Source organism: Micromonospora sp. MP36, from assembly GCF_008119785.1.
Lineage (GTDB): Bacteria > Actinomycetota > Actinomycetes > Mycobacteriales > Micromonosporaceae > Micromonospora.
In genome coordinates this window covers 1-25,822 of the sequence record NZ_VSFA01000100.1, presented here as the reverse complement: position 1 = coordinate 25,822, position 25,822 = coordinate 1, and the positions used below count along the sequence as shown (strand labels likewise).

The 25,822-nt window shown below is 68.1% G+C and carries 23 protein-coding genes and 1 pseudogene; 10 read left to right on the top strand and 14 right to left on the bottom strand.

The annotated features are described in order from the left end of the window. Positions 1-27: 27 nt before the first annotated feature. The 5 genes from FXF52_RS34155 to FXF52_RS34135 form a co-directional block, all read right to left on the bottom strand. Positions 28-474, bottom strand: a complete 447-nt coding sequence (locus FXF52_RS34155) for a hypothetical protein (protein ID WP_148803432.1) — start codon at positions 472-474, stop codon at positions 28-30. Next, positions 471-2,843 carry a hypothetical protein gene (locus tag FXF52_RS34150; protein WP_148803430.1) on the bottom strand — a complete coding sequence of 791 codons (2,373 nt, stop codon included), beginning with the start codon at positions 2,841-2,843 and terminating at the stop codon, positions 471-473. The genes FXF52_RS34155 and FXF52_RS34150 overlap by 4 nt, the downstream gene beginning before the upstream one ends. A gap of 93 nt (positions 2,844-2,936) precedes the next feature. Next, positions 2,937-3,722 carry a hypothetical protein gene (locus FXF52_RS34145; protein WP_148803428.1) on the bottom strand — a complete coding sequence of 262 codons (786 nt, stop codon included), beginning with the start codon at positions 3,720-3,722 and terminating at the stop codon, positions 2,937-2,939. 450 nt (positions 3,723-4,172) lie between these two features. Then, complete coding sequence (locus FXF52_RS34140) at positions 4,173-4,550, bottom strand: RidA family protein (protein WP_222870827.1); 378 nt, start codon at positions 4,548-4,550, stop codon at positions 4,173-4,175. A 10-nt stretch (positions 4,551-4,560) separates the two neighbouring features. Beyond that, positions 4,561-5,763 carry an MFS transporter gene (locus tag FXF52_RS34135; RefSeq protein WP_222870826.1) on the bottom strand — a complete coding sequence of 401 codons (1,203 nt, stop codon included), beginning with the start codon at positions 5,761-5,763 and terminating at the stop codon, positions 4,561-4,563. A 411-nt stretch (positions 5,764-6,174) separates the two neighbouring features. On the opposite strand from FXF52_RS34135, the gene FXF52_RS34130 reads away from it, so the two are divergent. Together FXF52_RS34130 and purD are read left to right on the top strand one after the other, a co-directional pair. Further along, positions 6,175-7,752 carry a PLP-dependent transferase gene (locus FXF52_RS34130; RefSeq protein ID WP_148803424.1) on the top strand — a complete coding sequence of 526 codons (1,578 nt, stop codon included), beginning with the start codon at positions 6,175-6,177 and terminating at the stop codon, positions 7,750-7,752. A 23-nt stretch (positions 7,753-7,775) separates the two neighbouring features. Beyond that, positions 7,776-9,092 (top strand): phosphoribosylamine--glycine ligase, encoded by a 1,317-nt coding sequence (gene purD, locus FXF52_RS34125; RefSeq protein WP_148803422.1) that lies wholly within the window; start codon positions 7,776-7,778, stop codon positions 9,090-9,092. Between the two features lie 93 nt (positions 9,093-9,185). Here purD and FXF52_RS34120 read toward each other — a convergent pair whose 3' ends face one another. From FXF52_RS34120 to mtnA, 6 genes are read right to left on the bottom strand one after another with little or no spacing between them, the layout of a single operon-like run. Continuing rightward, entirely contained in the window at positions 9,186-9,992 is an 807-nt protein-coding gene (locus tag FXF52_RS34120; protein ID WP_148803420.1) for an S-methyl-5'-thioadenosine phosphorylase, read from the bottom strand. Next, complete coding sequence (locus FXF52_RS34115) at positions 9,965-11,188, bottom strand: pyridoxal phosphate-dependent aminotransferase (RefSeq protein ID WP_148803418.1); 1,224 nt, start codon at positions 11,186-11,188, stop codon at positions 9,965-9,967. Before FXF52_RS34115 ends, FXF52_RS34120 begins: the two co-directional genes overlap by 28 nt. After that, positions 11,189-11,875, bottom strand: coding sequence for an acireductone synthase (gene mtnC / locus FXF52_RS34110; protein WP_148803416.1), 687 nt, complete (start codon positions 11,873-11,875; stop codon positions 11,189-11,191). Continuing rightward, a complete protein-coding gene (locus FXF52_RS34105) occupies positions 11,872-12,456 on the bottom strand; it encodes an acireductone dioxygenase (RefSeq protein ID WP_148803414.1) in 585 nt (194 codons plus the stop codon). The genes mtnC and FXF52_RS34105 overlap by 4 nt, the downstream gene beginning before the upstream one ends. Positions 12,457-12,480: 24 nt before the next feature. Then, a complete protein-coding gene (gene mtnB, locus FXF52_RS34100; protein WP_148803412.1) occupies positions 12,481-13,101 on the bottom strand; it encodes a methylthioribulose 1-phosphate dehydratase in 621 nt (206 codons plus the stop codon). Next, complete coding sequence (gene mtnA, locus FXF52_RS34095) at positions 13,098-14,132, bottom strand: S-methyl-5-thioribose-1-phosphate isomerase (RefSeq protein ID WP_255472643.1); 1,035 nt, start codon at positions 14,130-14,132, stop codon at positions 13,098-13,100. The genes mtnB and mtnA overlap by 4 nt, the downstream gene beginning before the upstream one ends. A gap of 476 nt (positions 14,133-14,608) precedes the next feature. On the opposite strand from mtnA, the gene FXF52_RS34090 reads away from it, so the two are divergent. From FXF52_RS34090 to FXF52_RS34070, 5 genes are read left to right on the top strand one after another with little or no spacing between them, the layout of a single operon-like run. After that, positions 14,609-16,063, top strand: coding sequence for an AMP-binding protein (locus tag FXF52_RS34090; RefSeq protein WP_222870825.1), 1,455 nt, complete (start codon positions 14,609-14,611; stop codon positions 16,061-16,063). After that, positions 16,060-16,320, top strand: coding sequence for an acyl carrier protein (locus tag FXF52_RS34085; RefSeq protein WP_148803408.1), 261 nt, complete (start codon positions 16,060-16,062; stop codon positions 16,318-16,320). Before FXF52_RS34090 ends, FXF52_RS34085 begins: the two co-directional genes overlap by 4 nt. Before the next feature lie 17 nt (positions 16,321-16,337). Beyond that, on the top strand, positions 16,338-16,715 hold the full coding sequence (locus FXF52_RS34080; RefSeq protein ID WP_148803406.1) for an ectoine synthase: 378 nt from the start codon (positions 16,338-16,340) through the stop codon (positions 16,713-16,715). Positions 16,716-16,726: 11 nt separating this feature from the next. Continuing rightward, positions 16,727-17,908: an acyl-CoA dehydrogenase family protein gene (locus tag FXF52_RS34075; protein WP_148803404.1), complete on the top strand. Its 1,182-nt coding sequence runs from the start codon at positions 16,727-16,729 to the stop codon at positions 17,906-17,908. Continuing rightward, a complete protein-coding gene (locus tag FXF52_RS34070; protein WP_148803402.1) occupies positions 17,905-18,618 on the top strand; it encodes a transglutaminase family protein in 714 nt (237 codons plus the stop codon). Before FXF52_RS34075 ends, FXF52_RS34070 begins: the two co-directional genes overlap by 4 nt. Before the next feature lie 322 nt (positions 18,619-18,940). Here the strand turns inward: FXF52_RS34070 and FXF52_RS34065 are convergent, their stop codons facing one another. After that, positions 18,941-20,269: an FAD-binding oxidoreductase gene (locus FXF52_RS34065; protein ID WP_187413889.1), complete on the bottom strand. Its 1,329-nt coding sequence runs from the start codon at positions 20,267-20,269 to the stop codon at positions 18,941-18,943. A gap of 11 nt (positions 20,270-20,280) precedes the next feature. Beyond that, on the bottom strand, positions 20,281-21,882 hold the full coding sequence (locus FXF52_RS34060) for a PLP-dependent transferase (RefSeq protein WP_187413888.1): 1,602 nt from the start codon (positions 21,880-21,882) through the stop codon (positions 20,281-20,283). 26 nt (positions 21,883-21,908) lie between these two features. Between FXF52_RS34060 and FXF52_RS34055 the strand changes: the two genes are divergently transcribed. The 3 genes from FXF52_RS34055 (at position 21,909) to FXF52_RS34045 (ending at position 25,494) form a co-directional block, all read left to right on the top strand. Beyond that, complete coding sequence (locus FXF52_RS34055; protein ID WP_187413887.1) at positions 21,909-23,075, top strand: GNAT family N-acetyltransferase; 1,167 nt, start codon at positions 21,909-21,911, stop codon at positions 23,073-23,075. Then, positions 23,072-24,304 carry an MFS transporter gene (locus FXF52_RS34050; protein WP_148803395.1) on the top strand — a complete coding sequence of 411 codons (1,233 nt, stop codon included), beginning with the start codon at positions 23,072-23,074 and terminating at the stop codon, positions 24,302-24,304. Before FXF52_RS34055 ends, FXF52_RS34050 begins: the two co-directional genes overlap by 4 nt. A gap of 401 nt (positions 24,305-24,705) precedes the next feature. Next, entirely contained in the window at positions 24,706-25,494 is a 789-nt protein-coding gene (locus FXF52_RS34045; RefSeq protein WP_187413886.1) for a methyltransferase domain-containing protein, read from the top strand. Positions 25,495-25,626: 132 nt separating this feature from the next. Here the strand turns inward: FXF52_RS34045 and FXF52_RS34040 are convergent. Then, positions 25,627-25,822: pseudogene (locus FXF52_RS34040) on the bottom strand (cyclase family protein); the annotation flags it as partial.

The following is a 25,822-nucleotide window of genomic DNA, read 5'->3' as shown; positions in this document are numbered from 1 at the left end:
CAATCCGACTCAGGATCGCTAAGCTGATCAGGGACGCTTGCGGAAGTGGGCGCGGGCGCCCGGCAGGCACAGCAGCACCATGGCCGCCGCGACCATCGGCAAGGTGAGGCCGCCGATCGCCCGGGTCAGCATGCCCCACCAAGGCGTGTCGGCGGAGCCGCCGCTGAGCAAGGACCAGAGCGCGACGAGCACGGCCGGCACGGCCAGGATCCAGGTGAAAACGCGGGCCACCCGGGCGCCGCGGGCGTCCAGCACCGCCAAGAGCAGGAAGACCAACCCGATCACGGCGGTGAGGGCGGCCAGCAGGACGTACGAGACGATTACCACGGCGGGATGGCCGTCGCCCTGATGGTCGTTCATGTAGATCCGGACGAACTGCGGCAGGCCGAAGAGCGTGCCGATCGCCCACGCCACCCAGAGCGCGGCGGCGCCGGACAGCAGCAGGGAGGCGATGAAGACCGGACGCGGGCTCATCGGGTCACCGCCCGGCGGCGCCGGCGGACGACCAGGATGCCGGCGGTGGCCCAGGCCAGCACCGGCAGCATGGTCAGCACGTAGAACCAGGGGTTGGACAGCGGCGACGGCGGCAGCGCGAGGGCCTCCTCCCTCGGCAGCTCGTTGCTCTCCTGGCCGAACCAGAGCTTGCCGCTCTTGTCGGCCACCGGGCCCCCGGCGAGATCGGCGACCGCCGTGCGCAGACCGGGCCGCTTCGCCTCGAACTCCGGCTCGCTTAGGTTCGAAGTAGGTGTGGTCGTGAAGTCGACACCGCCGTAGACGTACGTGTTGGTGTAGATGTAGTTGCCTTTGCGGGTGGTGTGCTTGACCCGGAACTCGCCGTTCTTGTACGACTTCACGTACGCGTCGAACGTGTCCTTCGGCTTCCATGAGCTCTTCGTCGCCCACGGCGTGATGTCCCCGCTGTCGACGATGTCGGCGTACGCGGTGGGCTTCTTCTCGCTGCGCTCCCGGTACCACTGGGCGGCGACCCGGCTGGCGTAGACGCGGCGCAGGTCGGCGTACTCGGGAGCGGTGTTCACTGCCTTGACGATCTGCGGGAGGATCTCCGCCCTGTACACCCGCTCGTTGTGCTCGGTGTCTGCGGTTGCCTGGCCCGGGCAGGTCTGCGAGCCGGACAGGTTCTCGTACTCCGTCTCCATCTTGACCTGCAGCGGCGCGTCGAGGATGAAGAGCTCGTTTCCGGCGTTGCGCACGGTCGCCGGAGCGGGCACGATCCACTGCCGCATGTTGATGCAGCTCTGCTCGCCACGCAGCTCGCTCCAGAACCGTCTGCCGCCCTTGGTGTCCGGGTGGATCAACTTGGCGACCGTCTTCTTCATCTGGAAGTCGGCCTCCAGCAGGACCCGGCCCGCCTCCGTACGCCCGAAGCGCGCGTCCACGATCCGGTTCGGCTCCTCGGGGTTCAGGTTGACCGTGAAGGCGGTCTCGGGCAGCGCGAGCCACGTGAAAAAGGAGTCCGAAGCGAGCTTGGCGGCGTCCGCCCCGCCGTACGAGACCTTCTGTTTCGGGTCGGGGTCGACGCTGTACGAGTACTTCACGCCGGGCGCGCCGGCGTAAGTGTCGGAGATGTAGCGCAGTTCCAGCGTCGAGAAGTCCACTCCGCCCAGTTGCTCGGCGTCGTCGCCGATCTCATCGTTGTCGTAGACGACCGCGGGCACCGCCGAGACGTCCGGGTGGCAGGGGGATTGACCCAGCTGGCAGATCTTTGACGGCGCGGTCTCCTCGGCCGGAGCGTCCGCGAGGTCCTCGGCCACCGCTTCCTTGAGCTTCTCCTCCTCCTTGGCCGCGGCGGGCGAGCTGGGCGAGTTCTCGATCTGCGTCGCCGCCTTGCTCGGCCACGGTTTCTGCGCACCGGCCACCAGCGGCGAGGCTGATGCGGGCCGGTTGACGACGGCCTGTGCGCGCCACGTCTTGATCGAAATGGGGTGGGTGCCCGCCCCTGCTGTCTCGCCGTGCAGCTCGATGCGTCGTGCCAAGAGTATTTCCTGGGCCTTCTCGATGACCCGGAGAGCTTCCGCGTTCGGAGTGTCGCCGAAGGTGATCTCGATGTCGGCGTTCTTGGCCGCGGCCACCTCCACGGTGACGTTCAGGAACTCGTCGGCGTCGAGGGTGCTGCCGGACTTCCGCTCACCCACCACACCTCTGCTCGCCCCGGCCGGATTCGGGTGGTAACTGTCCACCCGGTAAACCCGGTTCGTGCCCACCTTCCGGCCCTGCGGGTTGCCCTCCTTCCACGTCAGGTTGACGCCGCGGACCTTCTGGTTGACGGCCTCGAAGCCATGCGCCTTGTCCACACTGTTTTTTCCGTTGTAGTGAACCTCGTAGGCGCCGCCCCCTTTGCCGCGGTTCAGGATCTCCACGGTCTTCTTCAGCCAGTCCGCCCAGCTCAGCTTGCCCTTGTAATCCCGCCAGCCGGTGAGCATGTGGTTCCAGCCGCCCGGAAAGAATGACTGCCAGAACTGATCCTCGGTGACGATGCCGCTCTGCTCGCCGCGCTCGGTCATCTCGTCGATGTAGGCGGCGTAGGCCGCCTGAAACTCCGGGCTGTGCCGGTTCGACGCCTTCTTCCGTAAATCGTGACCCGGCAGGGCGTCGAGGTACTCCTCGGTGAGCATCCACTTCGGGATGTTGTAGTCGTCGGGATCAAGCTCGTCGTAGTGGTAGGGATCGGGCTCGACGACGTTGACCGGCGGCGGGCTCCATGACGTGACCGCCGGAGTGGGTGCCGGGGCGGCCAGCACCGGTGTGGGCAGGGCGCCGAGCCCGGCCATGACGAGGATCAGAGCGAAAAGGGCCGCGACCGGCGACCGGAATTGGATCTTCATGCGAAAATCCTCCGTGCGGACGAAAGGGAATGCCGACCTCAGGGTAGCCAGGACGACGCAAATGCATCGACCCCGGCCAGTGCCCGGCAATCGTCAGTCCGCGAGCGCCTCGCACCGCGCGCGCAGGTAGCCGGGAGTACGCATGCCCATCCGCAATTGAACCAGCGGCAGCTGGGAACGCCTGTCCCGGCCGAGATTCACCACATAGGGCACCGGCTGCTCGCCGGGCTCGTCCTTCCAGGACCACTCACCACCGCCGGCCCGGCGAAAGGCCTCGCCGAGATACCAGACGGCGCCGTCGACCAGGTCGCTGTTGGCTGGGTCCTTCAGCGCGCGCGGGTCGCCCAGCAGCCGCATGAGCAGCTCGCCGAGCCGGTCGAGCGAGGACGGCGAGAAGTCCCACATTCCGTCCGGCGCCCAGCGCGCCACCCAGCCGGCGAACCCGGCCTCCCGCTCGGCCAGCCAGCTCCTCAGCTGCGGCGGTTCCGCGGGCTCGTGCCGTTCGTCGAGCCCGGGCGTCGGCTCCTTGACCGGCTGCCAGCCGGGCATGGCGTCGCGACGAGCCGCGACGGCCGCCGCCCACTGGTCATAGACCTCGATTGGCCGGCCTGGCTCGACGAGCAACTCCGCGGGCACCACCGGAGGCAGCCCCAGCTCCGGATCGGCCGCCACCCCGGGCTCGCCGGCCACCTCGACCCAGCGTCCGCCCCCGAGCCGCAGCAGCGTCTCGCCGAGATACGCCTCGTACGCCGGGCTGTCGCCCTCGGCCGTTAGAACCTCCAGCTCCGCCAACGATGCTCGGCTGAAGTCGACCTCTAGCGCCGCCTCGAGGCCAACGAGCCAGGGCTGCACCCCCTGCAGCCACTCCTCAAGCTCCATGCCGTGATCCTAGGACCGCCTGCCCATCGAGCGGCTACTCGCTGTCGCAGAACAACCTTCCGGACCGAGTATCTTGCTTGGGGGCTGTCTCGCCAATGGTGTTTTCGGCGATCTTGATTAGTCGGTTTCAGCGGCCGGGAGCGGTCGCTGAAGGTGATGGCGAAGGCGTTCAACCCGTTCAATGATTCGATCACGTTGGTCGAGCAGATGACCTTGCCCGACCCGCTGTTCTACGGGCCAGGAGACGACCATGGCGACGGCTTCGTGCTGGGCCTGGCGTCTCACGTTGGCCATCGGCGATGGCGCTTGGCTTATTGCCGTTGCGCCCGTACCAGCCGAGCCAAGGTGATCGCGAGTGGGCACGACAAAGTCGCGTCCAGCCGATGTGGACGCGGCCTGGTGGGGTCGAACGGCGGGTCGGTTCAGTTGTCGACCATGAAATTCACGGCATCAGGCCGCCGCGATGGCCTCGATCTCCAGCAGCCAGGACTCGTCCCAGCATCCGGTGATGATGATCCCCAGCGATGGCCGGTGGCTGCCGAGAATCTCTTGCCTGATCTTGGAGTTCATTTCCCGATCCGCGCGGTTGGCCAGGTAGGTGGTGACCTTGACAAGGTTTTCCACGCCCATTCCGGCCTCGTGCAGCACTGCCAGTACGTTGCGCCATACCAGCCGACATTGAGCCTCGAAGCCCTCCGGTGCTGGTTCGTCGGCTGTCAACGGCGCCTGACCGGTGATGAACAGTAGCCGCTCGGCACCGGTGACGAGTGCCCCCTGGGAGAGCCCGGGATCCGCGAGATGTGATGGGTCCACGTTGGTGAAGTTCATGACGGCCATGCTAAGCAGTCCTTACCTGGGTGTCTTTCTCTTGTGTTGCGCAGTTGTCCGCGGACGACTGGGCATGTCTGCGATCCCGCACGGCTGGGGCGATGGCGATCAGCAGCACAGCCGCGGTCAGGGCGAATCCGACCGGGTAACCCAAGAGATCGGCCACGAAACCGAACCCCACGGCACCTATCCCGAGCCCGGCGTCGTACGCGAAGTTCCACAGCGCGCTCGCCCGGCCGAACTCGGATTCCTTGACCCGCTCGAACAGCATCACCATGGTCACGTTCTGCCCCGCACCGAAACCGATGCCGAACAGCACCATCCCCGCGATCACCGCGAGCGGGCTGTCCAGCCACACCACGCAGAAGGTACCCATGGCCGCTGAGAGCACGGCCGGAATCAGCAGTCGGGCCGCGCCGTGGCGATCCGCGATCCAGCCGGCGGCCCAGCGGGCCAGTGGGACCAGACCGGACTGGACGAGCAGAGCCAGCGCGGCTAGCCGTCGCGACTCCGCCGACACGGCCAGCGGCAGGAAGGTGGCGAAGACACCCGACGCCACCGCGAGTGCGGTGAAGATGAGCGTCGGACGGGCCAGTGCACCGGTCATCCCCCTGAGGACCCTGTGCTCCTCCTCGACCCGCGCGGTCTGGGGCGGCAGCAGTGGTACGGCGAGCAGCCCCACGAGTCCGATCACCGTCGTCACGGTGAATATCGTCGAGAATGCGACATGATCGCTGAGCCAGACCCCGGCCGGCAGCCCCAAAATGGCCGGTATCGCGCAGACGACCCCGTACAGGCCGAGGCCTTCTCCGCGGCGCTCGGCCGGGACCAGCTCGGCGACGAGTGCGCCGCCGGTGACCACGAAGATCCCGAACCCCGCTCCGCGCACCAGCGAAACCGCGACGACCAGCTCCATCGCCGGTGAAAGGATCAGCAGCAGCGAAGGAGCCGCCAGCAGGAGCAGCCCCAGTGCCAGCACCGCTCGATATCCCAGCCGCGCCAACAACTTCGGCGCGGCCAGTTCGAGCAGCACCGTGGACAGCATCATCGCGCCGGTGGCCAGTCCCGCGCCGACGTCGCCCGCGTCCGACCCCCCGGCATACAGCGGCACGACCGACAGGAGCAGGAAGAAGTTCGTGAGCCCGCCGAACGAGGCCAGCAGCAGCAAGACCATCGGGCGGTTCAGGATGGGCTGCACCTGAGTGGTCGTCATGGGGACAGTGTCATACGGAACGGGTGCGCCTGGCATCGTCACGTTGCCCTTGGTGGCTCAAGAGGCCACCTGCACTCGTGTCTGCGTACCCGAGTTCTGGGTCGTGCCTGCGGGTTCGACATCCATGGGAACGACGACATCCCCCTCGCCGTGAATGTAGCTCGAGATTCGCGAACAGCGGCATCGGTAAGTGTGCCCATGCCGGCCGACGGTTGTCGACGTGAGATGGCGATTGAGCAATTTGGAACAAAGATCTCGGCGTGCGGGCATGGAGCAGCATAAGAGATGACGCGACGTTGTCTGGTGGGGCAGCATTGGCCGGAGCAACCGCCGGCCTGAGTTGGAGGACCACGTTGCCAGAGCACACTCGGTCGGCAGCCGACGACAGCGGCGAGCCTCGGGTTTCCTTCGGTGGCGCACCGGCAGACCCGCGTGCCGGCCGACGAGGCCGACGGCACCACCGAACCCGACGAACTCGACGAACTCGACCAGGTCCCGGACCTGGTCAAGGCGCTCGACATCTGCGCGTGGGATCTGCGCGCGGCGCGGCACGACATCGATGAGTTCGTCGGCTACTGCGAACAGCATATGCTTCCGGTGGACAAACCGGTTGTCGCCGCTCTGGTCGCTGCGGCTCACCAAGCCAGGGAACGCATCGCCGAGCAGCGGCAGTCGCTTCTGACGCAGTCCGAAATCGACGTGACTCAGCTGTCTGCCAGCGAGCTTGCTCTCCGCTTCGGGTTGGCCACGCTTTCTTATGTCCGGAATGCGTTGGAATGGCGCTCCGCCGCCTTCGACCAGTCGCTGGCCGTGCAGTTCTTCGATCTCTGGGCGCAGGGCTCACCACCGGTCAACTACGAGCGTTACGGGCACAATCCGGTGTGTCGGGTGGAGGCGCAACTGCTCGAGGTCCTCGGTCTGTCACCGGAGAGTCATTCGATCAGCGCCACGTCGTCCGGCGTCGCCGCCTACACCCTGGTCGAGTCTTTCCTGCTGCGGAAACGGTTGCGGAACGGTGACAGGGTCCTGATGGCGCCGTACATCTACTTCGAGGCGTCCGAGCAGTTGACCACTCTGCCGTTCGTTCGGGTCGAGCGGGCCTCGGGGTACGGCGTCGAAGAGATCATCGCCGATGTCGTGCACTACCGGCCGAGGGTCCTTTTCGTGGACCCGTTGGCGAACACCGCCGAGCAGCGGATGATCGACCTGCCGGGCCTGCTGGCCCGGCTGCGGTCGGTGGTCCTCGAGCGGACCACGGTCGTGATCGACGGCACCATGCTTTCCGGCGGCCTGCCACCCGAACTGCTGGACAGCGACGACAAGGTCGAAGTGCTGTACTACGAAAGCGGCTCGAAATACCTGCAGCTCGGCATGGATGCGGGAATGGCCGGTCTGGTGGCCTACCCGATCGAGTTGCGGGAAGCGTTCGACCGGCAGCGCCGCAATACGGGCTTGATCCTTTACCGGCACGGCGCAGACCTGTTCCCGCGATACCAGAGATCGTTCTATCGCAGGCGGATGAGGAGAATCGGCGCGAACGCGCTGCGGATCGCCGAGCTGCTGCGCGACGACCGCCGGGTCACCGATGTCGGTGAGGTCTTCTACCCCGGCCTTCCCGATCATCCCGATGCCAGGATCGCCGAGCGGCTGCCGTACGCGGGCGGGTGTGTGACGTTCCTGTTCCATGAGCGGGACCGCAACACCAAAGACGAGCTCAATGTGCTGTTCGACCGGATTTTCGCGAACGCCCGCGTGTTGGGCGTGCAGGTGACCAAGGGAGCCAGTTTCGGTTTCTCGATCCCACGGATATCCGCCGCGGACGCCTTCGCCGAGGGCGAGCCCCCTTTTCTGCGGCTTTATGCGGGCGACCGAGCCGACCAGGTCGAAGCGCTCGCCAAGGCGTTCGTCCAGGCACTCACCGACCACGTCGGTCAGTCGCCCCGCGATTTCGCGAACGACGAATCACCGCGAATTTCTCGAATCTCGTAACCGTCGCCGAACGGGAGCCTCCTATGCGCAACGTGCTCATCATCGACTACACCGGCAGGGGGCACGCCTTCGCCGACCTGTTCGTGAGAACCGACCCGGACATCACGGTGCACCTCGCCCCCGGTTGCGGAGCGATCACCGATGATCGCATCATCTCGGCCCCCTGGCTGGACATCTACCACCCCGGCCCGGTCGTGGAGTACGCGAAAGAGATCCGCGCAGACCTGGCCATGCCGGCTCATCCCAGATCGCTGACCGAAGGCTTCGTCGACGCGCTGCGCGCTGGCGGGATTCGCACCATCGGCCCGGATCGGTCCGCGACCCGTCTCGAGTCCAGCAAGAAGTTCACCAAGGACCTGTGCTTCAAGTACGGCATCCCGACCGCGGGTTACCGGTACTTCGAGGATCCGGAAGCCGCCATCGAATACGTTCGCTCGGTCGACGCCCCACATGTGGTGAAGGGCAACGAATCGTGCCAGGGAAACGGCGTCTTCATCTGCGAGACCGAGGCCGAGGCGATCGACGCGATCAACCGGCTGATGGTCTCCCGGGACTTCGGCCCCGGCGGGAGAACCATCATCATCGAGGAGAAGCTGGTCGGCCGGGAACTGCTGTACTTCGCGCTGGTCGGCGGGGAACACCACCTGATGTTGCCGATGGCGGTGGATTATCCCCGGTCCGATGACGGCAACCGCGGCGTCATGTGCGGCGGTATGGGTGCCTTCTCGCCGAGCCCCGACGACACTCCAGAAGAGATCGAGAGGTTCGAACGCCAGATGCTGCGGCCACTGCTGGCCGCGATCAACGCCGAGGGACTCAACTACACCGGGGTGATCTACGTCGGCTGCATGCTCGTCGGAGACCAGCTCTACCTGATCGAGATCAACGCCCGCATGGGCGATCCGGAAGCCGAAGTGGTGTTCCCCCAGATCGCGACGAACTTCACCGAGGTCGCGACGTCTATCCTGGAGGGCACCCTCGATCGGCAGCCTCCGCTGATCATCACCGACGAATGCTTCGTCAACGTCGTCGCCACGCAAGGGCCGACCAGGGAGCCCGGCAGGTCCTATCCCGGCTGGCCTTACGGTGAATACGGCCGGGGCTACCCCATCACCGGTCTGGACGCCGTCGACCGGGACCGCTGCCTCATCTTCTACGGCGCCGCCCGCACCCGGCCCGACGGCCAGTTGGTCACCGACGGCGGAAAAGCCGTCAACCTGGTCGGTCGCGGCGCCACGCTCGACGAGGCGGCGACCAATGCCTACCAGGCGATATCCGAGGTGAGCTTCCAAGGCATCAGGTACCGCAACGACATCGCCAAGACCATGCCGTGGGACTGACCGCGGACCAGGCCTGGCGCGGGGTGTGACAGGACGGCGTCCTTCACCGCGAAGTTCGCGATGAAGGACGCCGTCCTGTCGTCGGAACCGGCCTCACCCAGGCAGGGAAAACGGAAGGGTGAGCCCGTCGTGCGCGTGGACGCATCGGCAGTCCCGCTGATCACCGAGCCCCGCGACCGTCCGCAAGACGAGCTCGCGCAGCCGCTCGATGTTTTCGGCGAACACGCGGAAGACCTCGTCCTGTGCCACCGCGCTCTCCTCGTCGACGCCGGCGTCGAGGTCCGTGACGAGGGCGATCGACGTGTAGCACATGGCCAGCTCACGAGCCAGCGCCGCCTCCGGAAGCCCGGTCATGTTGATCAGCGACCAGCCCTGCCGAGCGTAGTACTGGGACTCGGCGCGGGTGGAGAACCGCGGGCCGTTGATCACGACCATGGTGCCACCATCCACGATGGGCTGGCCGAGATCGGCTGCGTTTTTCAGTACCGCCGCGCGCCCGTGCGGACAGTACGGGTCGGCGAAGCCGACGTGCACGGCGCCCGTGTCGAAGAAAGTGGCTGCCCGCCCACTGGTGCGGTCGACCACCTGGTCGGGCACGACGAACGAGCCAGGTCCGAGCTCCGCGCGCAGCGAGCCGACCGCGCACGGGCCGAGCACCTGGCGTACCCCCAGCGACCGCAGGGCCCATAGGTTGGCGCGGTAGTTGATGACATGGGCCGGATGCTTGTGGCCCCGACCGTGCCGGGGCAGGAAGATCACCTCCCGGCCGCCGACCATGCCGCGCACCAGCTGGTCGGACGGCTCCCCGTAGGGAGTCTCGACACTGACCTGCTCGGCTTCCTCCAGCAGCGAGTACAGCCCGCTGCCACCGATCACGCCGACCGGCGTGCTTCCCGCCATGCTGCCGTTCCTTCCCGCTGCTGTGTGGTGCCGGTGAACTCCGCCAACCGGCCGGCCGCGGTGCCGATCACCGCGTGACTCTTGCAGAACGCGAAACGAACCAGGTGCCGGCCGGCCTCAGCGTCGGCGTAGAACGCCGAGCTGGGGATGGCGACCACCCCCGCTTTGACGGCCAGGTCCTGGCACAGTTCGGTGCCGTCGAGGTAGCCGACCGACCTGGCATCCGCCTGCAGGAAATAGCCCGCTTGGCAGGAGAAGCACCGCCAACCGGACGAGGTGAGCGCGTCCTGCAGCGTGTCGCGGGCCGCCATGAGGCGTGCGCGGAGGTCACTCAGCCACTTGTGTCGATCGGGCAGCGCCACGGCGACGGCGTACTGGAACGGCGTGCCACCGGCGAAGGTGAGGTACTGCTTCACCGTCCGCACCGCGGCGACCATCCGCTCGGGCCCGCACACCCAGCCGATCTTCCAGCCGGTGGCATTGAAGGTCTTTCCCGCGGAGGAGATGGTGAGCGTCCGTTCGGCCATCCCCGGAAGCGAAGCCAGTGGGACGTGCCGGATCCCGTCGAAGGTCAGGTGCTCGTAGACCTCGTCGGTGATGGCGATCAGGTCGTGCCGCCGGCAGACGGTGGCGATGTGGGCCAGCTCAGCCGCCGAGAACACGGTGCCGGTCGGGTTGTGCGGAGTGTTGACCAGCACCGCGCGCGTGCGTGGGGTCACCGCCGCGGCCAGTTCGTCGGGATCGAAGGTGAACCGGTCGTGCTCCGGACGCAGCCGGACGGTTCGCCGGTGGGCTCCGGCGAACGTGATCGCCGCGCCGTACGAGTCGTAGTAGGGCTCGAACACCAGGACTTCGTCGCCCGCCGGGACCAGAGCGGCGATCGTGGCGGTGATCGCCTCGGTCGCGCCGGCGGTCACGAGGATCTCGGTGTCGGGATCGTATGGCGTGCCGTAATCGGCCGATCGCTGCTCGGCGATCGCGGCGCGAAGCTCGGGCACACCCGGCAGCGGCGGGTACTGGTTGCGCCCGGCGAGCACCGCTTCGGCGGCGGCCGCGAGCAGTTCGGAGGGCCCGTCGCTGTCCGGAAAGCCCTGACCGAGGTTGATCGCGCCGGTACGGTTCGCCAATGCGGTCATCTCGGCGAAGATCGTGCTGCGGAACGCCGCGAACTTGGGAACGAGTACGTCACCGCTCACTCAGGCCACCTCCGTTCTCGCGCCGAACCCGGTGAAGTCGGCGACCACCGGGTGGACGCCGAACTCGGTCTCGCAACCCGGCCGACGCACCCCCACGGCCCGCCAGCCCGCGGTTCGGGCGGCGTCCAGCTCGGCCCGGCTGTCGGACAGGAACAGGATGTCGCGGGCGGCCGTGTCGATGGCGTGCGCGATCCTCCAGTAGGAAGCCGGCTCACCCTTCGGGCCGCCGGTCACTGTGTCGAAATGTCCTGCCAGGTAGCCGAGCAGATCCCCCTGGTCGCTGCGGGAAAACCACAGCCTTTGGGCGAGCGCGGAACCGGACGAGTAGATCCAGCAGGGCGTGCCGAGCCGGTGCCATTCGGCAAGTGCCGGCGGGACGTCCGCGTACACCACGCCGGACAGCTCACCGGCCAGGAAGCCCTGCTCCCAGATCAGCCCGTGCAGTGTCTTGAGCGGGCTGTGCTTCGCGTTCTCGTCGTGCCAGTCGAGCAGGGCCCGCACCACGTCGTCCAGACCGGACTCCTCGCCGAGCAGGCCGCGGACGCCGGCGACCACATCCCGCGTGCCGGGACGGTCCTGCCGCACCCAACTTTCGATCCGAGCGCGGGCGTAGGGGAACAGCACGTCGTGCACGGCTGACAGCGGACTGACCGTACCTTCGATGTCGAGGACGACCGCACTGCTCATGAGGTGGCTGCGGGAGCGAGCAGTTCGTCGAGCGTCGGGATCCGGGACGCGATCGCCGAGCCGGTGAACTCAGCCACCCAGCCGTCCTCCTCCTGGAAGAACCGGATGGCGCAGAAGTGCGGCCGGGTGCCCATGTCGAACCAGTGCGTCGTGCCGGCCGGTACCGACATCAGGTCACCAGCGGTGCAGACCACGGCGTAAACCTTGTCGTCGAGGTGGAGGTAGAAGCAGCCGCTGCCCTCGACGAAGAATCGGATCTCGTCCTCGTCGTGGGTGTGCTCGTTGAGGAATTTCGTCCTCGCCGTCTCCGCCTTGGCCGGCCACTCCGGGTCGGAGTCGTTCGGCACCATCCGGACCACGTCCACGAGCGGGTAAGGGCCCTCCGCCGACAGCCGCTCCACCTCGGACGCGTAGGCGGCGAGCACCTCCTCCTGCCCGGCGTCGCCGGCCAGCGGGACGGTCGCCCACCGCTCGAGCCGGATGCCGTGCGGTGCGAGCTCCGCGGCGATCTCGGCGATGTCCTCGGTGCGCAGCAACACGTTCGTACCGTCGTCTGTCGGCATGACCTGAAGCAGGGTCATCGGCTTCTCCTTATCAGTGACGCGTCATGAACGGGCGACCAACAACGTGAGCTGACACATCGCCTCCAGGCACTCCATGCGGTTGCGCGCGATGTCCAGCGTCGGCCCCCACGTGGTCGCCCCGTGATTGCCGATCAGCATCACCGGCGGCGCGTCCGAGGCGATGCGAGCGACGACGTCGTCGGCGATATGGGGCACATAGGCGTGGTTGTCGAACACCGGTACGACTACTTTGGACGGATCTGACAGGCCGAGCCCCTTGATGATCTCCAGATCGGTGAACGTCACGGTGCCGGCGCCCCGCCGCGCCGCCAAGATCGCGGTCGCGGTGGCGTAGGGCGGATGTGCGTGGACGACGGCATGGGACTCGGCTGACAACCGGTACAGCGCCGTGTGAATGGTGGTCTCGGCCGACGGGCGTGGCGCGCTGTCGTGCACCGGGCGTGCGTCCTCGATGCGGACCTCGACCATGTCGGCGGCGGTGAGCGAACCCTTGCTGAGGCCGCTCGCGGTGATCAACGCTGTCTCGCCACCGGGCAACCGGATCGAGAGGTTGCCTGCCGTGCCCTCCAGCCAGCCGCGGGCGTAGAGCGCGGCGGCAGTCTCGGCCAGTGCGGTGCCCACGGCGGCGATGGACTTTGTCATGAGACCCGCTCCCTCGCTGCCGGTCTCGGCAGCGTTGCCCTCAACGGACGTACCAAGCCGAGTTCGGTGACCACGGCGGTCACCAACTCCGCAGGCGTGACGTCGAACGCGGGATTGAACACCTCGGTGCCCGCCGGGGCGACCTCCACCCCGCCGAACGCGGTGACCTCGCCGGCCGCCCGCTCCTCAATGACGATGTCCGCACCACTGGTCAACGCGGCGTCCAGCGTGGACTCCGGTGCGACGACGATGAAGGGCACACCCGCTCGATGTGCAGCCAACGCAAGCGAGTAGGTGCCGATCTTGTTGGCCACGTCTCCGTTGGCGCACACCCGGTCCGCGCCGACCAGAACGCAGTCCACCATGCCGGAGGCCAAAGCAGCCGGCCCGGCCGAGTCGACCAGCATCCGGTGCGGAATGCCGGCCTCGGCCAGTTCCCAAGCGGTGAGCCGCGCGCCCTGCAACAGCGGCCGGGTCTCGCCGAACAGCACCTCGGCCACGTGCCCGGTCCCGGCGAGCACCCGGATGGCGCCCAGCGCGGTGCCCCAGGCGACCGTGGCCAGACGGCCGGTGTTGCAGTGGGTCAACAGCCGCAACGGTTTCTGCCCGCACAACCGCCGCACGAGGCCGGCGGCCGCCTCGGCAGCCGCGCGGTTGCGCTGCTCGTCCTCGGTGAGAATCGCCAACGCCTCGGCCTGCACGGCGTCGGCGCCACCGCCGAGCTTGTCGACCACCCGGCGCACCGCCCAGCTCAGGTTCACCGCGGTCGGCCGGGCATTGGCTATCCGCCGTGCGTCGGCACGCACGGCGATCTCGTCGCACACGCCGTCGCGTGTGTGCGCCCTCGCCGACATTGCCACCGCGAGCGCACCGGCGACCCCGATGGCCGGGGCGCCGCGGATGGCCAGGCGCTGGATGGCCTCGATCACCTCGTCCGGTGTGGACAGCCGCAGCAGCCGGTACTCATGCGGCAGCGCGCACTGGTCGACCGCCTCGATGGCGCCGTCCTGCCAGGCGATGGAACGCATCATGGGCCCCATCGTCGCAACCGGCCGATTCCGCGGGCGTCTTCAATCGTGCGGTTAATCCTGACAATTTCGAGAATGCGATCTTCGGGAGCAACCCTCGCCCGCGGCATCAATGGCTCATTGATCCCAAATCGCTACCCGACCCGTTCGCGGCCGAATCCACGGGCTTGGTGCTGCGCCTACGGCTGACATGTCGGCGTGGGCCTGGCCGAGGAGCGCGCCGATGGTGTGCAGCCGCTCGCGCCATTCCAGCCTTTCCTGAATGGACGCGACGGCGTGCAACAACGACACATAGCGGACACATGCGCGTCAATATGGTGAGGCCGTCAGCGTCTTACGTCGACGCATCGTCGGAGCGGTCTTCCAACCGACGGGCTAGCGCATTTTTAAAGTTGCACGCGCCACGCGCCGGACTCGAAGATCGGTGCGTCGGAACGGTCGAGAGTGACGGCCATCGGCACGGGGAAGAGGGGGTAGCAGTGCTTGTTGCGTCCCGTATCCACGAGCAGGCGAGCCGGACGCCCTCGGCGCCTGCGATCCGCTGGCAGGACCGGTCGGTCACCTACGCCGAGCTTCGGGAGCTCGCCGCGAAGGCGGCGGCGCACCTGACCGGCCTGCAGACCGGCGGCGCTCCGGTCGCGCTGCGCGCCAGCAAGTCACCGGAGTCCGCGGCGGCCGTACTGGCCTGCCTCAGCGTGGAGCAGCCGGTGCTGCTGCTCTCCACCGACCTCGGTCCGCAGGTCTTCGACGCGCTGGTTTCCCAGGCGGGCTGCGCGGCGGTCATCTCGGTCGACGGTGCTGACCTGCGTGTCCAGCCCGTTCCGGTGCCCCCGCAGGCGCCCGTGCTCCCGCCGGACACCTGCCTGCTGCTCACCACCTCGGGCTCCACCGGGCTGCCCAAGATCGTGCCGCTGCCCGCCGCCGGCGTCGGCCGTTTCGTCGACTGGGCGGCCGCCCAGTTCGGCCTGACCGAGGGCACCCGGGTGCTCAACTACGCGCCGCTCAACTTCGACCTCTGCCTGCTGGACATCTGGGCGACCCTCTGCCACGGCGGCGAGGTGGTACTCGTCGACCCGGCCCGGGCGGTCCAGCCCCGGTACCTGCTGAGGCTGTTCGCCGAGGCGCGGCCGGAGGTCGTCCAGGCCGTGCCGATGCTGTTCCGCCTGCTCACCGAGGCGGGCGACGGGCACAAGTTCCCGGAGGTCCGGCACGTCCTGCTGACCGGCGACCACACCCCACACCGGGTCCGCGCCGGCCTGCCGTCGCTGTTTCCCGGGGCGTCCCTGCACAACGTGTACGGCTGCACCGAGACCAACGACAGCTTCCTGCACACCTTCGGCCCGCAGCAGGCCGTCGAGGACGACGTGCTGCCCCTGGGCCGGCCGCTCCCCGCAGTGGAGGCCGCCCTGTTCCACCAGGGTGAGGTGGTGACCGGCCCGGGCACCGGCGAGCTGGTGGTAGCGACTCCGTTCCAGGCCGACGGCTACCTCGGTGACGTGGCGCCCGGCGGTCGGTTCTTCCGCCGGATCACCGACTCCGGCGAGCGGACCTGGTACCGGACCGGGGACCTGGTCCGCCGCGCCCCGGACGGCCGGCTGACGTTGATCGGCCGCAACGACCTTCAGGTGAAGGTCCGTGGCGTACGGGTCAACGTCGAGGAAATCGAGCGGGTCATCCAGGCCCACGAGGGTGTGGTGGAGGCGGTTGTCGTCCCGCTGCCCGATCCGGGCGCCGGCACCCGACTGCACGCCGTCGTGCGAACCGTCGACAGCGGCCCGAGCAGCCTCGCCCTGCGTACGCACTGCGCCGCCCGGCTCACCCGGGTGGCGATCCCCGACGCGTTCCGACTGGTCAACGAGCCGCTGCCGGTCGGGCCGACCGACAAGGTCGACCGCCATCGTGTCCGTGACCACCTGATGAGGGAGCTGTTATGAGCCTCGCTGACGAGATAACTCGGTACGTGGTGTCGGAGTACCTACCCGGCACCTCCCCCGAGGAGTTGGACCCTTCCTACGACCTGATCGACACAGGCGTGGTGGACAGCCTGCGGCTGCTCCAGCTCATCGCCTGGCTCGGCGAGCGCTACCGGATCCCGATCGACGACATGGACATCTCCCCGGAGAACTTCCAGTCGGTCGCCGCCATGACGGCGTTCGTCACCACCGCCCAAGACCACGCTGCCCTCAGCTGACCACCAGGACTGGACTGATGATCGTTCGTACCAGGGAACGGATCGAGGCGGTGGAGTGGGGCAATGGCCTCAGCTACCGATTCCTTCTCGAGGCCGACAACATGGGCTTCACCGTCTGCCACACCATCGTGCGCGCCGGAACGAAGTCGCGGCTGGCGTACCGCCGCCACCTAGAAGCCTGCTACTGCATTGGCGGCCGCGGGTGGGTGCAGACCGCCGACGGCTCCCAGACCTGGGAGCTGCGACCGGGCGTGCTGTACGCGCTCGACGAGCACGACGCCCACTTCCTCATCGCCGCACCGAAGACCGACCTCGAGCTGATCAGCATCTTCAACCCGCCACTGCTCGGCCCGGAACGGCACAACCTGGAGTCCGCCGAATTCTCGGAATACTGAGGCGGCCAGGCATGCGATGGAACGACGAGCAGCGGGCGTTGCGCGAGGCGGCCGAGCAGGCCGGCCGGGCGATCGGCACGGACCACCTGGAGCGCGACGCCCGCGGGGAGTTCTCCTGGGACGGCTGGAAGCGACTGCGGGAAGTCGGCCTGTTCGGTCTGCCCTTCCCCGAGGACCACGGCGGCCTCGGCCGTGACCTGCCAACCACCATGTACGTCCTAGAGGGACTGGGCTATGCCTGCCGGGACGCCGGCCTGACCTTCTCCGCCTGCACCCACCTGGTCAGCACCGGTGTCCCGCTGCACCGCTTCGGCGGCGCGAACCTGCGGGAGCGCTACCTGCCGCAGATCGTGGCGGGCACGATGATCGGCGCGCACGCCATCACCGAGCCGGCCGGCGGCTCCGACGTGACCAACATGGCCACCACGGCCGTCGCCGAGGACGACCACTTCATTCTCACCGGCAGCAAGGCGTTCGTCAGTAACGGCCCCATCGCCGACCTGGTGGTCGTCTACGCCCGGACCGGCCGCCCCGGCAGCGCCGCCGCGGTGACGGCGTTCCTGGTGCGGTGCGATTCCCCCGGCCTCCAGGTCGGCGGCCCGGTCGGGAAGATGGGGCTGCGCACCTCGCCGCTGTCCGAGCTGTTCCTCGACGGCGTGCGGGTGCCCCGGGACCATGTCGTCGGCTCGGTCGGCGCGGGGCTGCTGGTGCTCGACGCGGTGATGCGCTGGGAGATCCTCTGCGGCTTCGCCGGCGTGCTCGGCGAGATGCAGCACCGCCTGGAGCGGTGCGTCGAGTACGCCCGCACCCGGACCCAGTTCGGGGCGGCCATCGGCTCCTACCAGTCAGTGTCGAACCGCCTCGTCGACATGCGCGTCGACCTGGAGACCTCCCGCAAGTGGCTGTACGACACCGCCGAGCGGATGGCAGCCGGCGAGAACGTGGCGACCGACGTGGCGATCACCAAGCTGATCGTCAGCGAGAGCAACGTGCGCTCCGCCCTCGCCGCCGTGCAGGTCTTCGGGGGCTACGGCTACACCACCGAGTACGGGCTGGAAAAGGACCTGCGCAACGCGGTGTCGGGAACCATCTACTCCGGCACCTCCGAGATTCAGCGCCAGCGGATTGCTGCCCTCATGGGACTGGGCCGGACCGCCCCGGCGAAGAGCACGACAGGGGAGCGTGAGGCATGAGCGGCACCGATCCCGCGCTGATCCGGGCCACCGAGTTCCTGGATCACGAGTCGCCCGCGGTGCGGCGCTTCGTCGCGGACGCGCTGGGCGACGCCACCGACGGCACGGATGTCGACAAGGCCGTTCGCCTGTACTACGCCGTCCGTGACGGCATCCGCTACGAGGTCTACGGCGCCGACCTGTCCCGCCACGGGCTCACCGCCAGCGGTGTGATCGAGCGTGGCTTCGGGTTCTGCGTACACAAGTCGATCCTGTATGCGGCGGCGCTGCGCGCGGTCGGCGTGCCAAGCCGGATCGTCTACGGCGACGTACGCAACCACCTGGCCTCGCCCCGGTTGCGGGAACTCGTCGGCGGCGACGTCTTCCGCTTTCACAGCTTGACCTCGGTCCACCTCAACGGCGCCTGGGTCAAGGCCACACCGGTGTTCAACAAGCTGCTCTGCAAGCTGTACCGGATCAGGCCGCTGGACTTCGACGGGCTCTCGGACAGCCTGTACCACCCCTTCGACGAGCACGGCCGGCAGCACATGGAGTTCCTTCGCATGCGGGGGGAGTTCGACGACGTCCCCTACGACCTCGTGGTGGACGGCATCCGGTCGGCCCATCCGCTGCTGTTCGCCAGCTCGCACACGACCACCACCGGCTCGCTGGTAGCCGAGGCCACAACACCGGAGGGCTCCCGTTCCGGAGGCGACCAGGTTCCTGCCTGAGCGTGTTCGAGCTGGGGTTGATCAGCTCCACGTGAAGGTGCGGCGCTCCTGACGGTGTGCGGGTCGGCCGCGGGTGATGCGGCACGTCATGCCGGCGATGACGCGACCAGCGGTTGTCTCGGCGGCGCCCTGACCGGGCGCCGCCTGACTCCAACCTCGCGCTGAACGCCCAGCATCCCACCTGGCTGTGGCGCGCACCGGGCATTCGTTACCGCGGATCCCCAACCCCCCAGCCGCCTTGGGGGACGCGGTCTGAACCGCATACACAGCATCCAACCAGCGCGACCGACGCCACTCGGACGGCCGCCGAGCGCCCCGGCGCTCAGGGCGCCGGCTTGATGTTCTGGTTCAGATGGAACACGTTGTCCGGGTCGTAGGCCCTCTTCACCTCGGCCAGCCGGGCGAGCTTCGCCGGCGGGTAGGCCCGGCGAACGCCGTCCGTACCGTCATCGCTGAGCATGTTGACGTAGACGCCGTCGGCGAACGGTTCGAGCGCCGCCGCCACCTGCTTTGTCACCGCGATCCGGTCGGCGTCCTCGGCAGGATCCGTCCACGAGGAGCGGACGCCGAACTCGAGAAGCGTCTGCCGGTGGCCGAACGCGGTTTCCTCGTCCGGAACCTCGGCGATCGCCCCGCCGTAGGCCTCCAGCCAGCCACCCGGCAGTCCCGCACCGCTCCCGTTCTCCGATCCTCTGGCCAGGAACGCCTCGATCGCCGCGTCCGGGAACGCCGACAGGTAGTGGTCCTTGGAGTACTGGCGGAGCCCGTGCCGATCCGCTTCGTCGTCCATGGTCTGCAGCTCGCGATAGGTCGGTTCGAACACCCGCTCGCGCACCGGCCGACCGAGCCCGCGTAGCTCTGGCACCAGGCCCTTGCCCTGGTCGGGCTCGCCGACCCAGACGTATCCGACGGTGACCTCCGCTCCGGAGACCGACGCGGTGAAAGTGGCCTGGCGCGGCGCCATGGCATTGAGGTCCCGCCAGCCGCGGAGCACCGCCAGACCGGCATCGAGTGGGAAGGTCAGCTCCGCCACCAGCGCCCGCGGATCGACCTCGTGCAGTCGAAACTCGAACTCGGTGACCACGCCGAAGTTGCCGCCACCGCCGCGCAGCCCCCAGTACAGCTCCGGGTGCTCGGTCCGGCTCGCCCGCACCACCTGCCCCGCCGCGGTCACCACCTCGAACGACAGCACGTTGTCGCAGGCCAGTCCGTACTGCCTGGCCAGCCAGCCCATGCCGCCACCGAGGGTGAACCCGCCGACGCCGGTGTGCGAGACGCTTCCGGTCGTGGTGACCAGGCCATGCGGCAGCGATCCGCGGTCCACCGCGCCGAGCAGTGTGCCGCCCTTGACGATGGCGGTGCGACGCGCCGGGTCGACCTGGACACCGTGCAGCGGCCGGAGATCGATCAGCAGACCGTTTTCCGGCACGGCAGGCCCGAGCGCGGCGTGTCCGCCGCACCGCACGCCGATCTCCAGTCCGGCCTCGCGCGCGATGCGCACCGCGGCCACGACGTCATTCACGCTCGCACATTTGATGATCATGCGTGGCCGGTGGTCGACCATCCCGTTCCAGGCCGCGCGTGCGTCGTCGTAGCCGTGGTCGCCCGGCCGGAGCACCCATCCGTCCAGCCCGTCAGTGGGGTCACCCATGCTAACTCCCGTCATCCAGCGATGGCTTCGGCGATGGCCTTAGCGAGTCCGTCCAGCTGATGCATCCGGTCCCCGACATAGAGCCGGAGGAACCGCGGCTCGTCGTCGGGGACCGGCACGTACTTGTACTCCTCCTCGGTGGTGCTGACGCTCTGCGCCCACACCCGCGGGACCGAGTAGCCGAAGCTGACGCCCTTGGTCACCTGGGTGCCGCGCGTCCTGGCCCGCACCAGGATCTGGTCGACCACCGCGTCGAGGTTGTCCCAGTCGTTGCGTGGGCGATCGTGGTACACAAACGTCACGATGCCGCTGCCGTAGGGCAGGCCGGCAGCCAGCCGCGTGTCCGGGTGGTGCGGCAGCACCGGGTGGTGCACCACACCGGCCGAGGTGACTCGAGGATCGGCGTGCAGAAGCGTGGCCAGCCGTTCGGCGTTGGCCCAGATCCGCCGCATTCTCCTGCGGTGCAACGAAACCTGGTAGCGGGGGAACAACTCGGCGTTGTGCCGGGCGAGCACCAGGCCGGTGTTGCGGCGCAGCATGTCCATCCGCTCGGCCAGCTCGATCGGGAACACCACCAGACCGGCGAGCGCGAAGTCCATGCCCAGCTGGAGGTATTTGGTGCAGCTCTCGTAGTACATGACCTCCAGCCGGTCGTCGGAGGCGAACAGCGTCGGCTGCAGCGATGCGCCGGTCATCGTTCCGTCCACGACCACGGTGCAGCGTTCGGTCACCACCTCACGCAGCCGCCGGAAGAGCTCGGGCAGGTCAAGCATCCGCTGCCGCACGTTGTTCGCCAGCGGGTCGACGAAGATGACCTTCGGGCGAAGCCGGACGACATCGGCGATGATCTCCTCGACGGCGTACCCGCTCGCCCGCTCGGCCCGCACCTCAGGCAGCGCGTGGAGTTGCTGCGCCGTCTCGTAGTAGATGTATGGCGCCAGTAGCACCGTGTCGCCGGCGCGGAGCCGGTCCCGCAGCAGAAACGCCTCGATCCAGGTGTACGCGGCCATGCCGGACGAGGTGACCCCGATACCGCATCTGTCCGGCGGGAGGTCGAGCAACTCGAGCAGTTGGCGCTCGACCCTGATCACCGACGCATGCGTGCCGTTGCGGTCGTAGTGGATCGTCGGCCATGACTCGGATTGGGTGCCGAAGAACTGCACCTGTGCCGACTGTCCGTAGGACTTTGCGGACCAGTCGAGCGAATGCCGCACGTAGGCCAGCGTCGCCAGTCCGAACCGCAGGACCGCTTCGCTCGGGCCCAGCAGGTCCGCCGCGTCCGTGGTGGATGCGGCGAGCAGGGCCCGCTGCTGCCGGACCACTCGCATGCCGACCTGCTGCGTCGCGGCCACCAGATGCGCGAGCACCGGCTCGTCCACCAGCAGATCGTTGCGCGCGCAGTAGGTCGCGTACTCCTCGATCTCGCGCCGCGCGGCACGCAGTTGGAAAAGGCACCCGTCGAACTGCGAGCTCAGGTCCTTCACCTGCTCAGGCAGGACCTCGCCAAGCGGGGCACCGGCGCCGAAACTCGGTGCTGCCACGGAGCCCGTCGACCCGCCGACGCCGTGGTCCCCGCCCGTCATGCCGTCATGCCAGGCGATGGAGCGCGTCATGGGCTCCACCGTCGCATCCGGCCGATATGGTGAGCATCTTCGATCGTGCGGGTGTTCCGACATCCATCTTGGAAAATGCGGTCTTTGAAGCAACCCTCGCCCGCGAGCACGATCCGGGCCTACTTTCAGAAGTGGAATGTCCGCGGTACGGAGGAGCTTCCATGACCGTCACGCCGTTCTCTGAGGCGCAGTCCTGCCGGCCGACGGTGTTCGACACCGAGGAATGGCTTGACGCATGGGCACGTGCGACCATCGAGCGGCGGCGTGTCATCGATCCCGGCCGGGCCCCACGCTACCTACTGGAGTACTCGCCGTTCTGGCAGGGCCTCGAGAACGACACCGCCAGCGGGGTCGTCTGGGACCGGCCGGTGCTCACGATCGGCTCGATCTACTCCGTCTACGGCCCGGCGTATCTGGCCGGCGACGCGCTCGCCGTGGCCGCATTGGTCGACGAAGCCCGGGAGCAGGCGCGAGACCTTGGCGCGGCCGGTGTGCTGGTACTCAACCTGCCACCCGACCCGGCCCGCCAGTGGGCCGCCGTCCGCCCGCCCGACGTCTTCGCCCGGCTGGACACCGCCTACTACAAGAATCCGGGCAGCGGACCGGATCCGGTGATGGGCGAGGTCAAGACGAGGAAACGGACCGACTGGCGGCGACGCTGGCGGCGAGCCACCGAGAAAGGCGTCAAACTCGTCGAGGAAACGGGACCCGCAGCGGTGGCGCACATCGACCGGGTGCTCGAGCTGACCAACGGCTCGGCGGTCAAGCACGGCTGGCCGGCGCTGTACGACCGCGCCACCCTCGAGGCGGTGCTGTCCACGCCGTACGCCAGCCTGATCCGGGCCGAATGGGAGGATCGGACGATCGGTGTGTCCGTTTCGCTCGAGCACGACCGCAGGCTCTACCTCTGGGGAGCCGGCACCGACGCCACCGTGTACAGCGAGGTCAGCCCGTATCCGTTCATGCTGTATGAGCTCCTCGCCGAAGGCGTGGACCGCGGCTGGGACATCATCGAGTTCGGCCGGGGCAACGACACGTTCAAGAAACAGCACGGTTTCAGCGGCATCCACCTCTGGGGTCTGTGGTACGCGGCCGACCCGGGTGACGTCGAGATCTACCGCCCGAGGCTGACGGCCGTGCACGAAGGCCTGCTGACCGTGGCGGGATATGAGGGGCTAGCGCAGCGGCCGTGACCACCGACAAACGCACCGGGATCGCGGCGCTGCTGCTGTCCGCGGTGATGATGAACATCGCGTACACCATGCTGGTTCCGCTGGTGCCCGAGCTGACCGGACGGTTCCAGATGTCCGCGCTGGAGGTGGCCGCGGCGTTCAGCGGGTTCGCCGTGGCCAAGGCGCTGACGCAGCCGATCGGCGGGATCCTGGTCGACCGCACACTGCGCCCGCAGCTGATCGGCTTCTTCGGTATGAGCATGACCGCCGCGGCCGTTCTTGGTCTGGCCTTCTCCGCCGCCGGCTGGCAGGTGCTGGCCTGGCGGCTCGCCTGGGGCGTGGCCGAGGGCCTCACGATGCCAGTGCTCTACCAGCTGGCCAGCTCGTTGGGAGCCAGTTCGCGCTTCGGGACAGCCCGCGTGATGGGCTGGTTCGGTGGCTGCTGCACGGCCGGTATGGTGCTCGGTCCCGCCGTGGTCGGTCTGCTGCACCCGTTGCTCGGCTTCACCGGGGTGTTCCTGGCCGGCGCAGTGGTGACCGCCGCCGGCGGAGTGCTGTTGCTCGGCTTGCGTGTCGACCGTGTGGAGGTTTCGCCGTCGGCTGCTGCGGGAGAGCGGTGGACCATCGGGGCGGTTCGCCCGCTGATCCTCCTGGTAGCCATCTTCGCGGTGGCCGATCTGGTGAACAACGCGCTGTTCGCGGCGTTGGAACCGGTGGTTCCCCTGCACCTCGACAAGGTCACGGGCAACGGAGTCGCCTACACGTCGGTGATTTATACGGCCGGGTTGGCGGTGTTCATGGTCGTCGCCATGACCTGCGCCAAGTTGGTGGAGTCCCGGCCGTTGTTGGTGATTGCCGCGTTCGCCTTCGGCGCCGAGGCGGTCGGTCTCGCCGCGGTCGGCTTGTTCGACGGCGTGGTGGCGATGTGTGCCGGGCTGTTGTTGTTCATGACGGCTCAGCCGGTGCTGTATCTGGTGGCTCGGCAAGGGGTGAACCTCGTGCCGCGGCATCTGCTCGGGCGGGCGTTCGGCGCCTTTGGGTTAGTGTCCGACATCGGTTTCGTCGTGGGGCCTTTGCTGGGCGCTCTTGCCTACACCGGGCTCGGCATTTCCGCTTTCTTCGCCATGGCGGTCGTTGCCGCCGGAGCGGGATTGGGTGTCGCGCTCCTGCGTGTCTTCAGGGGCGGTATCGTCGCCGAGGAGCGCGTAGGAAGTCCTGGTGCGGTGGCCGCGGTGCAAGCTGAGCGATGACCTGTCCGGTGACCGTGTCCAGGGCGCGTACTTGCCGCATCAATCGTGGTGGCGTGTCAGGTGGTGGCGGTTGGGCCAGGTACTCATGGCCAGCCGAGAGGCGGTCCGCGCTTCCGGCTCCGCGATCCGCTTCAGATTAAAGATCCAGTTGGTGGACAAGCTTGCAGCGACGGCCGAGCGGAACTCCATCGACAGAGACGAACTTGCCTCGGGCAATGGCTGCCTGGAGCGGCTCAAGGACGGAATTGCCCTGCCGCATACAACGTCAGCGACACATGCCAGTAAGCGATGTGGGCGGACATCACGTCGTGCCGTTATGAAGCAACATAAGAGATGACGCGCCGATGTCCGGTGGGGCAGCATTGGCCCGAACAAGCGCCGGGCCGAGCAGGGAGAGTGACATGTCGACCGTTTCGCCCAAGGTCATGGAGAACTACGCCTCGCAGGCCTTCCTTGGTAGCTACTTGTACACCGACTGGGGCGACATCGTCCTACCCGAGGCCGAGCCTGACCCCCGTCTCGCTCGAGCCGAGCCGCCGGTTGCCGGGCGCTTCGCACGCGCCACGGCCGACCTCGTGGCGCAGTGGTGGCCGTCCGCCGAACCGCCGGCGCGGGTATGTGACGTCGGCGGCGGCACCGGACGATTCCTGTATGAGATGGCCCGACGCGGTTTCGGCGACGAGGATCGCGTGCTGTCGGAACCGGCCGAGATGTTCAATGTGTGGGCGCGGCGCATGCTGTGCGGCGAGCCGTTCGACGGCTGGCTGCCCACGCCACCGCGCGATTCCGAGCGGCCGGATTTCCGCCGGGTGGACCCCGCGGACTTCCCGAAGCCGGACGACAAGGCCACCGTCTACCCGGTGCCGGCCGAACGGCTGCCCCGGCCGGCCGGCTACTTCGACCTCGTCAGCGTGCTCAACGTCGTCGACCGGGTGCCGGATCCACGCCAGGTCGTGTCGGCGGCTGCCCGGCTGCTCCGCCAGGGCGGCCTGCTCGTGATCTCCAGCCCGCTGGCCTTCGAGAGCCAGTACACCGACGAGGCCAACTGGGTCAGCGACCTTCACGAGTTGGTGACCACCGAAGAGTGGTCGGTGGTTGGCCAGCACGAGGGCGTGCCCTATGAATTCCTCTACTACGACCGACACCTCACCCGCTACTACAGCCAGGTGATTGCCGCGACCAAGCGGTGAAACCGGCCGCGGCTGGGCGGTGGGACGAGCAGCCGGTACCCCTCGGACACCAGCGACGAGCAGTGGGCTCTGATCGAGCCGCAGCCCGGCGCAGGGCTGATCGACTTGAAGGGTGCCGGCACTGTCCCGCGGTCAGAATGTGGCGATCGGGTTGACCGGGCTGCCGGACGTGCCGGCGAAGCGGACCGGCGCGACTGCGAGGTGGAAGTCCCACTGGCCGAGTTCGGCAGCCGTCGTCGCGCACGCCTCCAGGTCGCAGTTGTCGAGCAGCCACAGACCCATCGCGACGAGGCTCACGGCGTGAACCGGCATCAAGATGTCCTCGTAT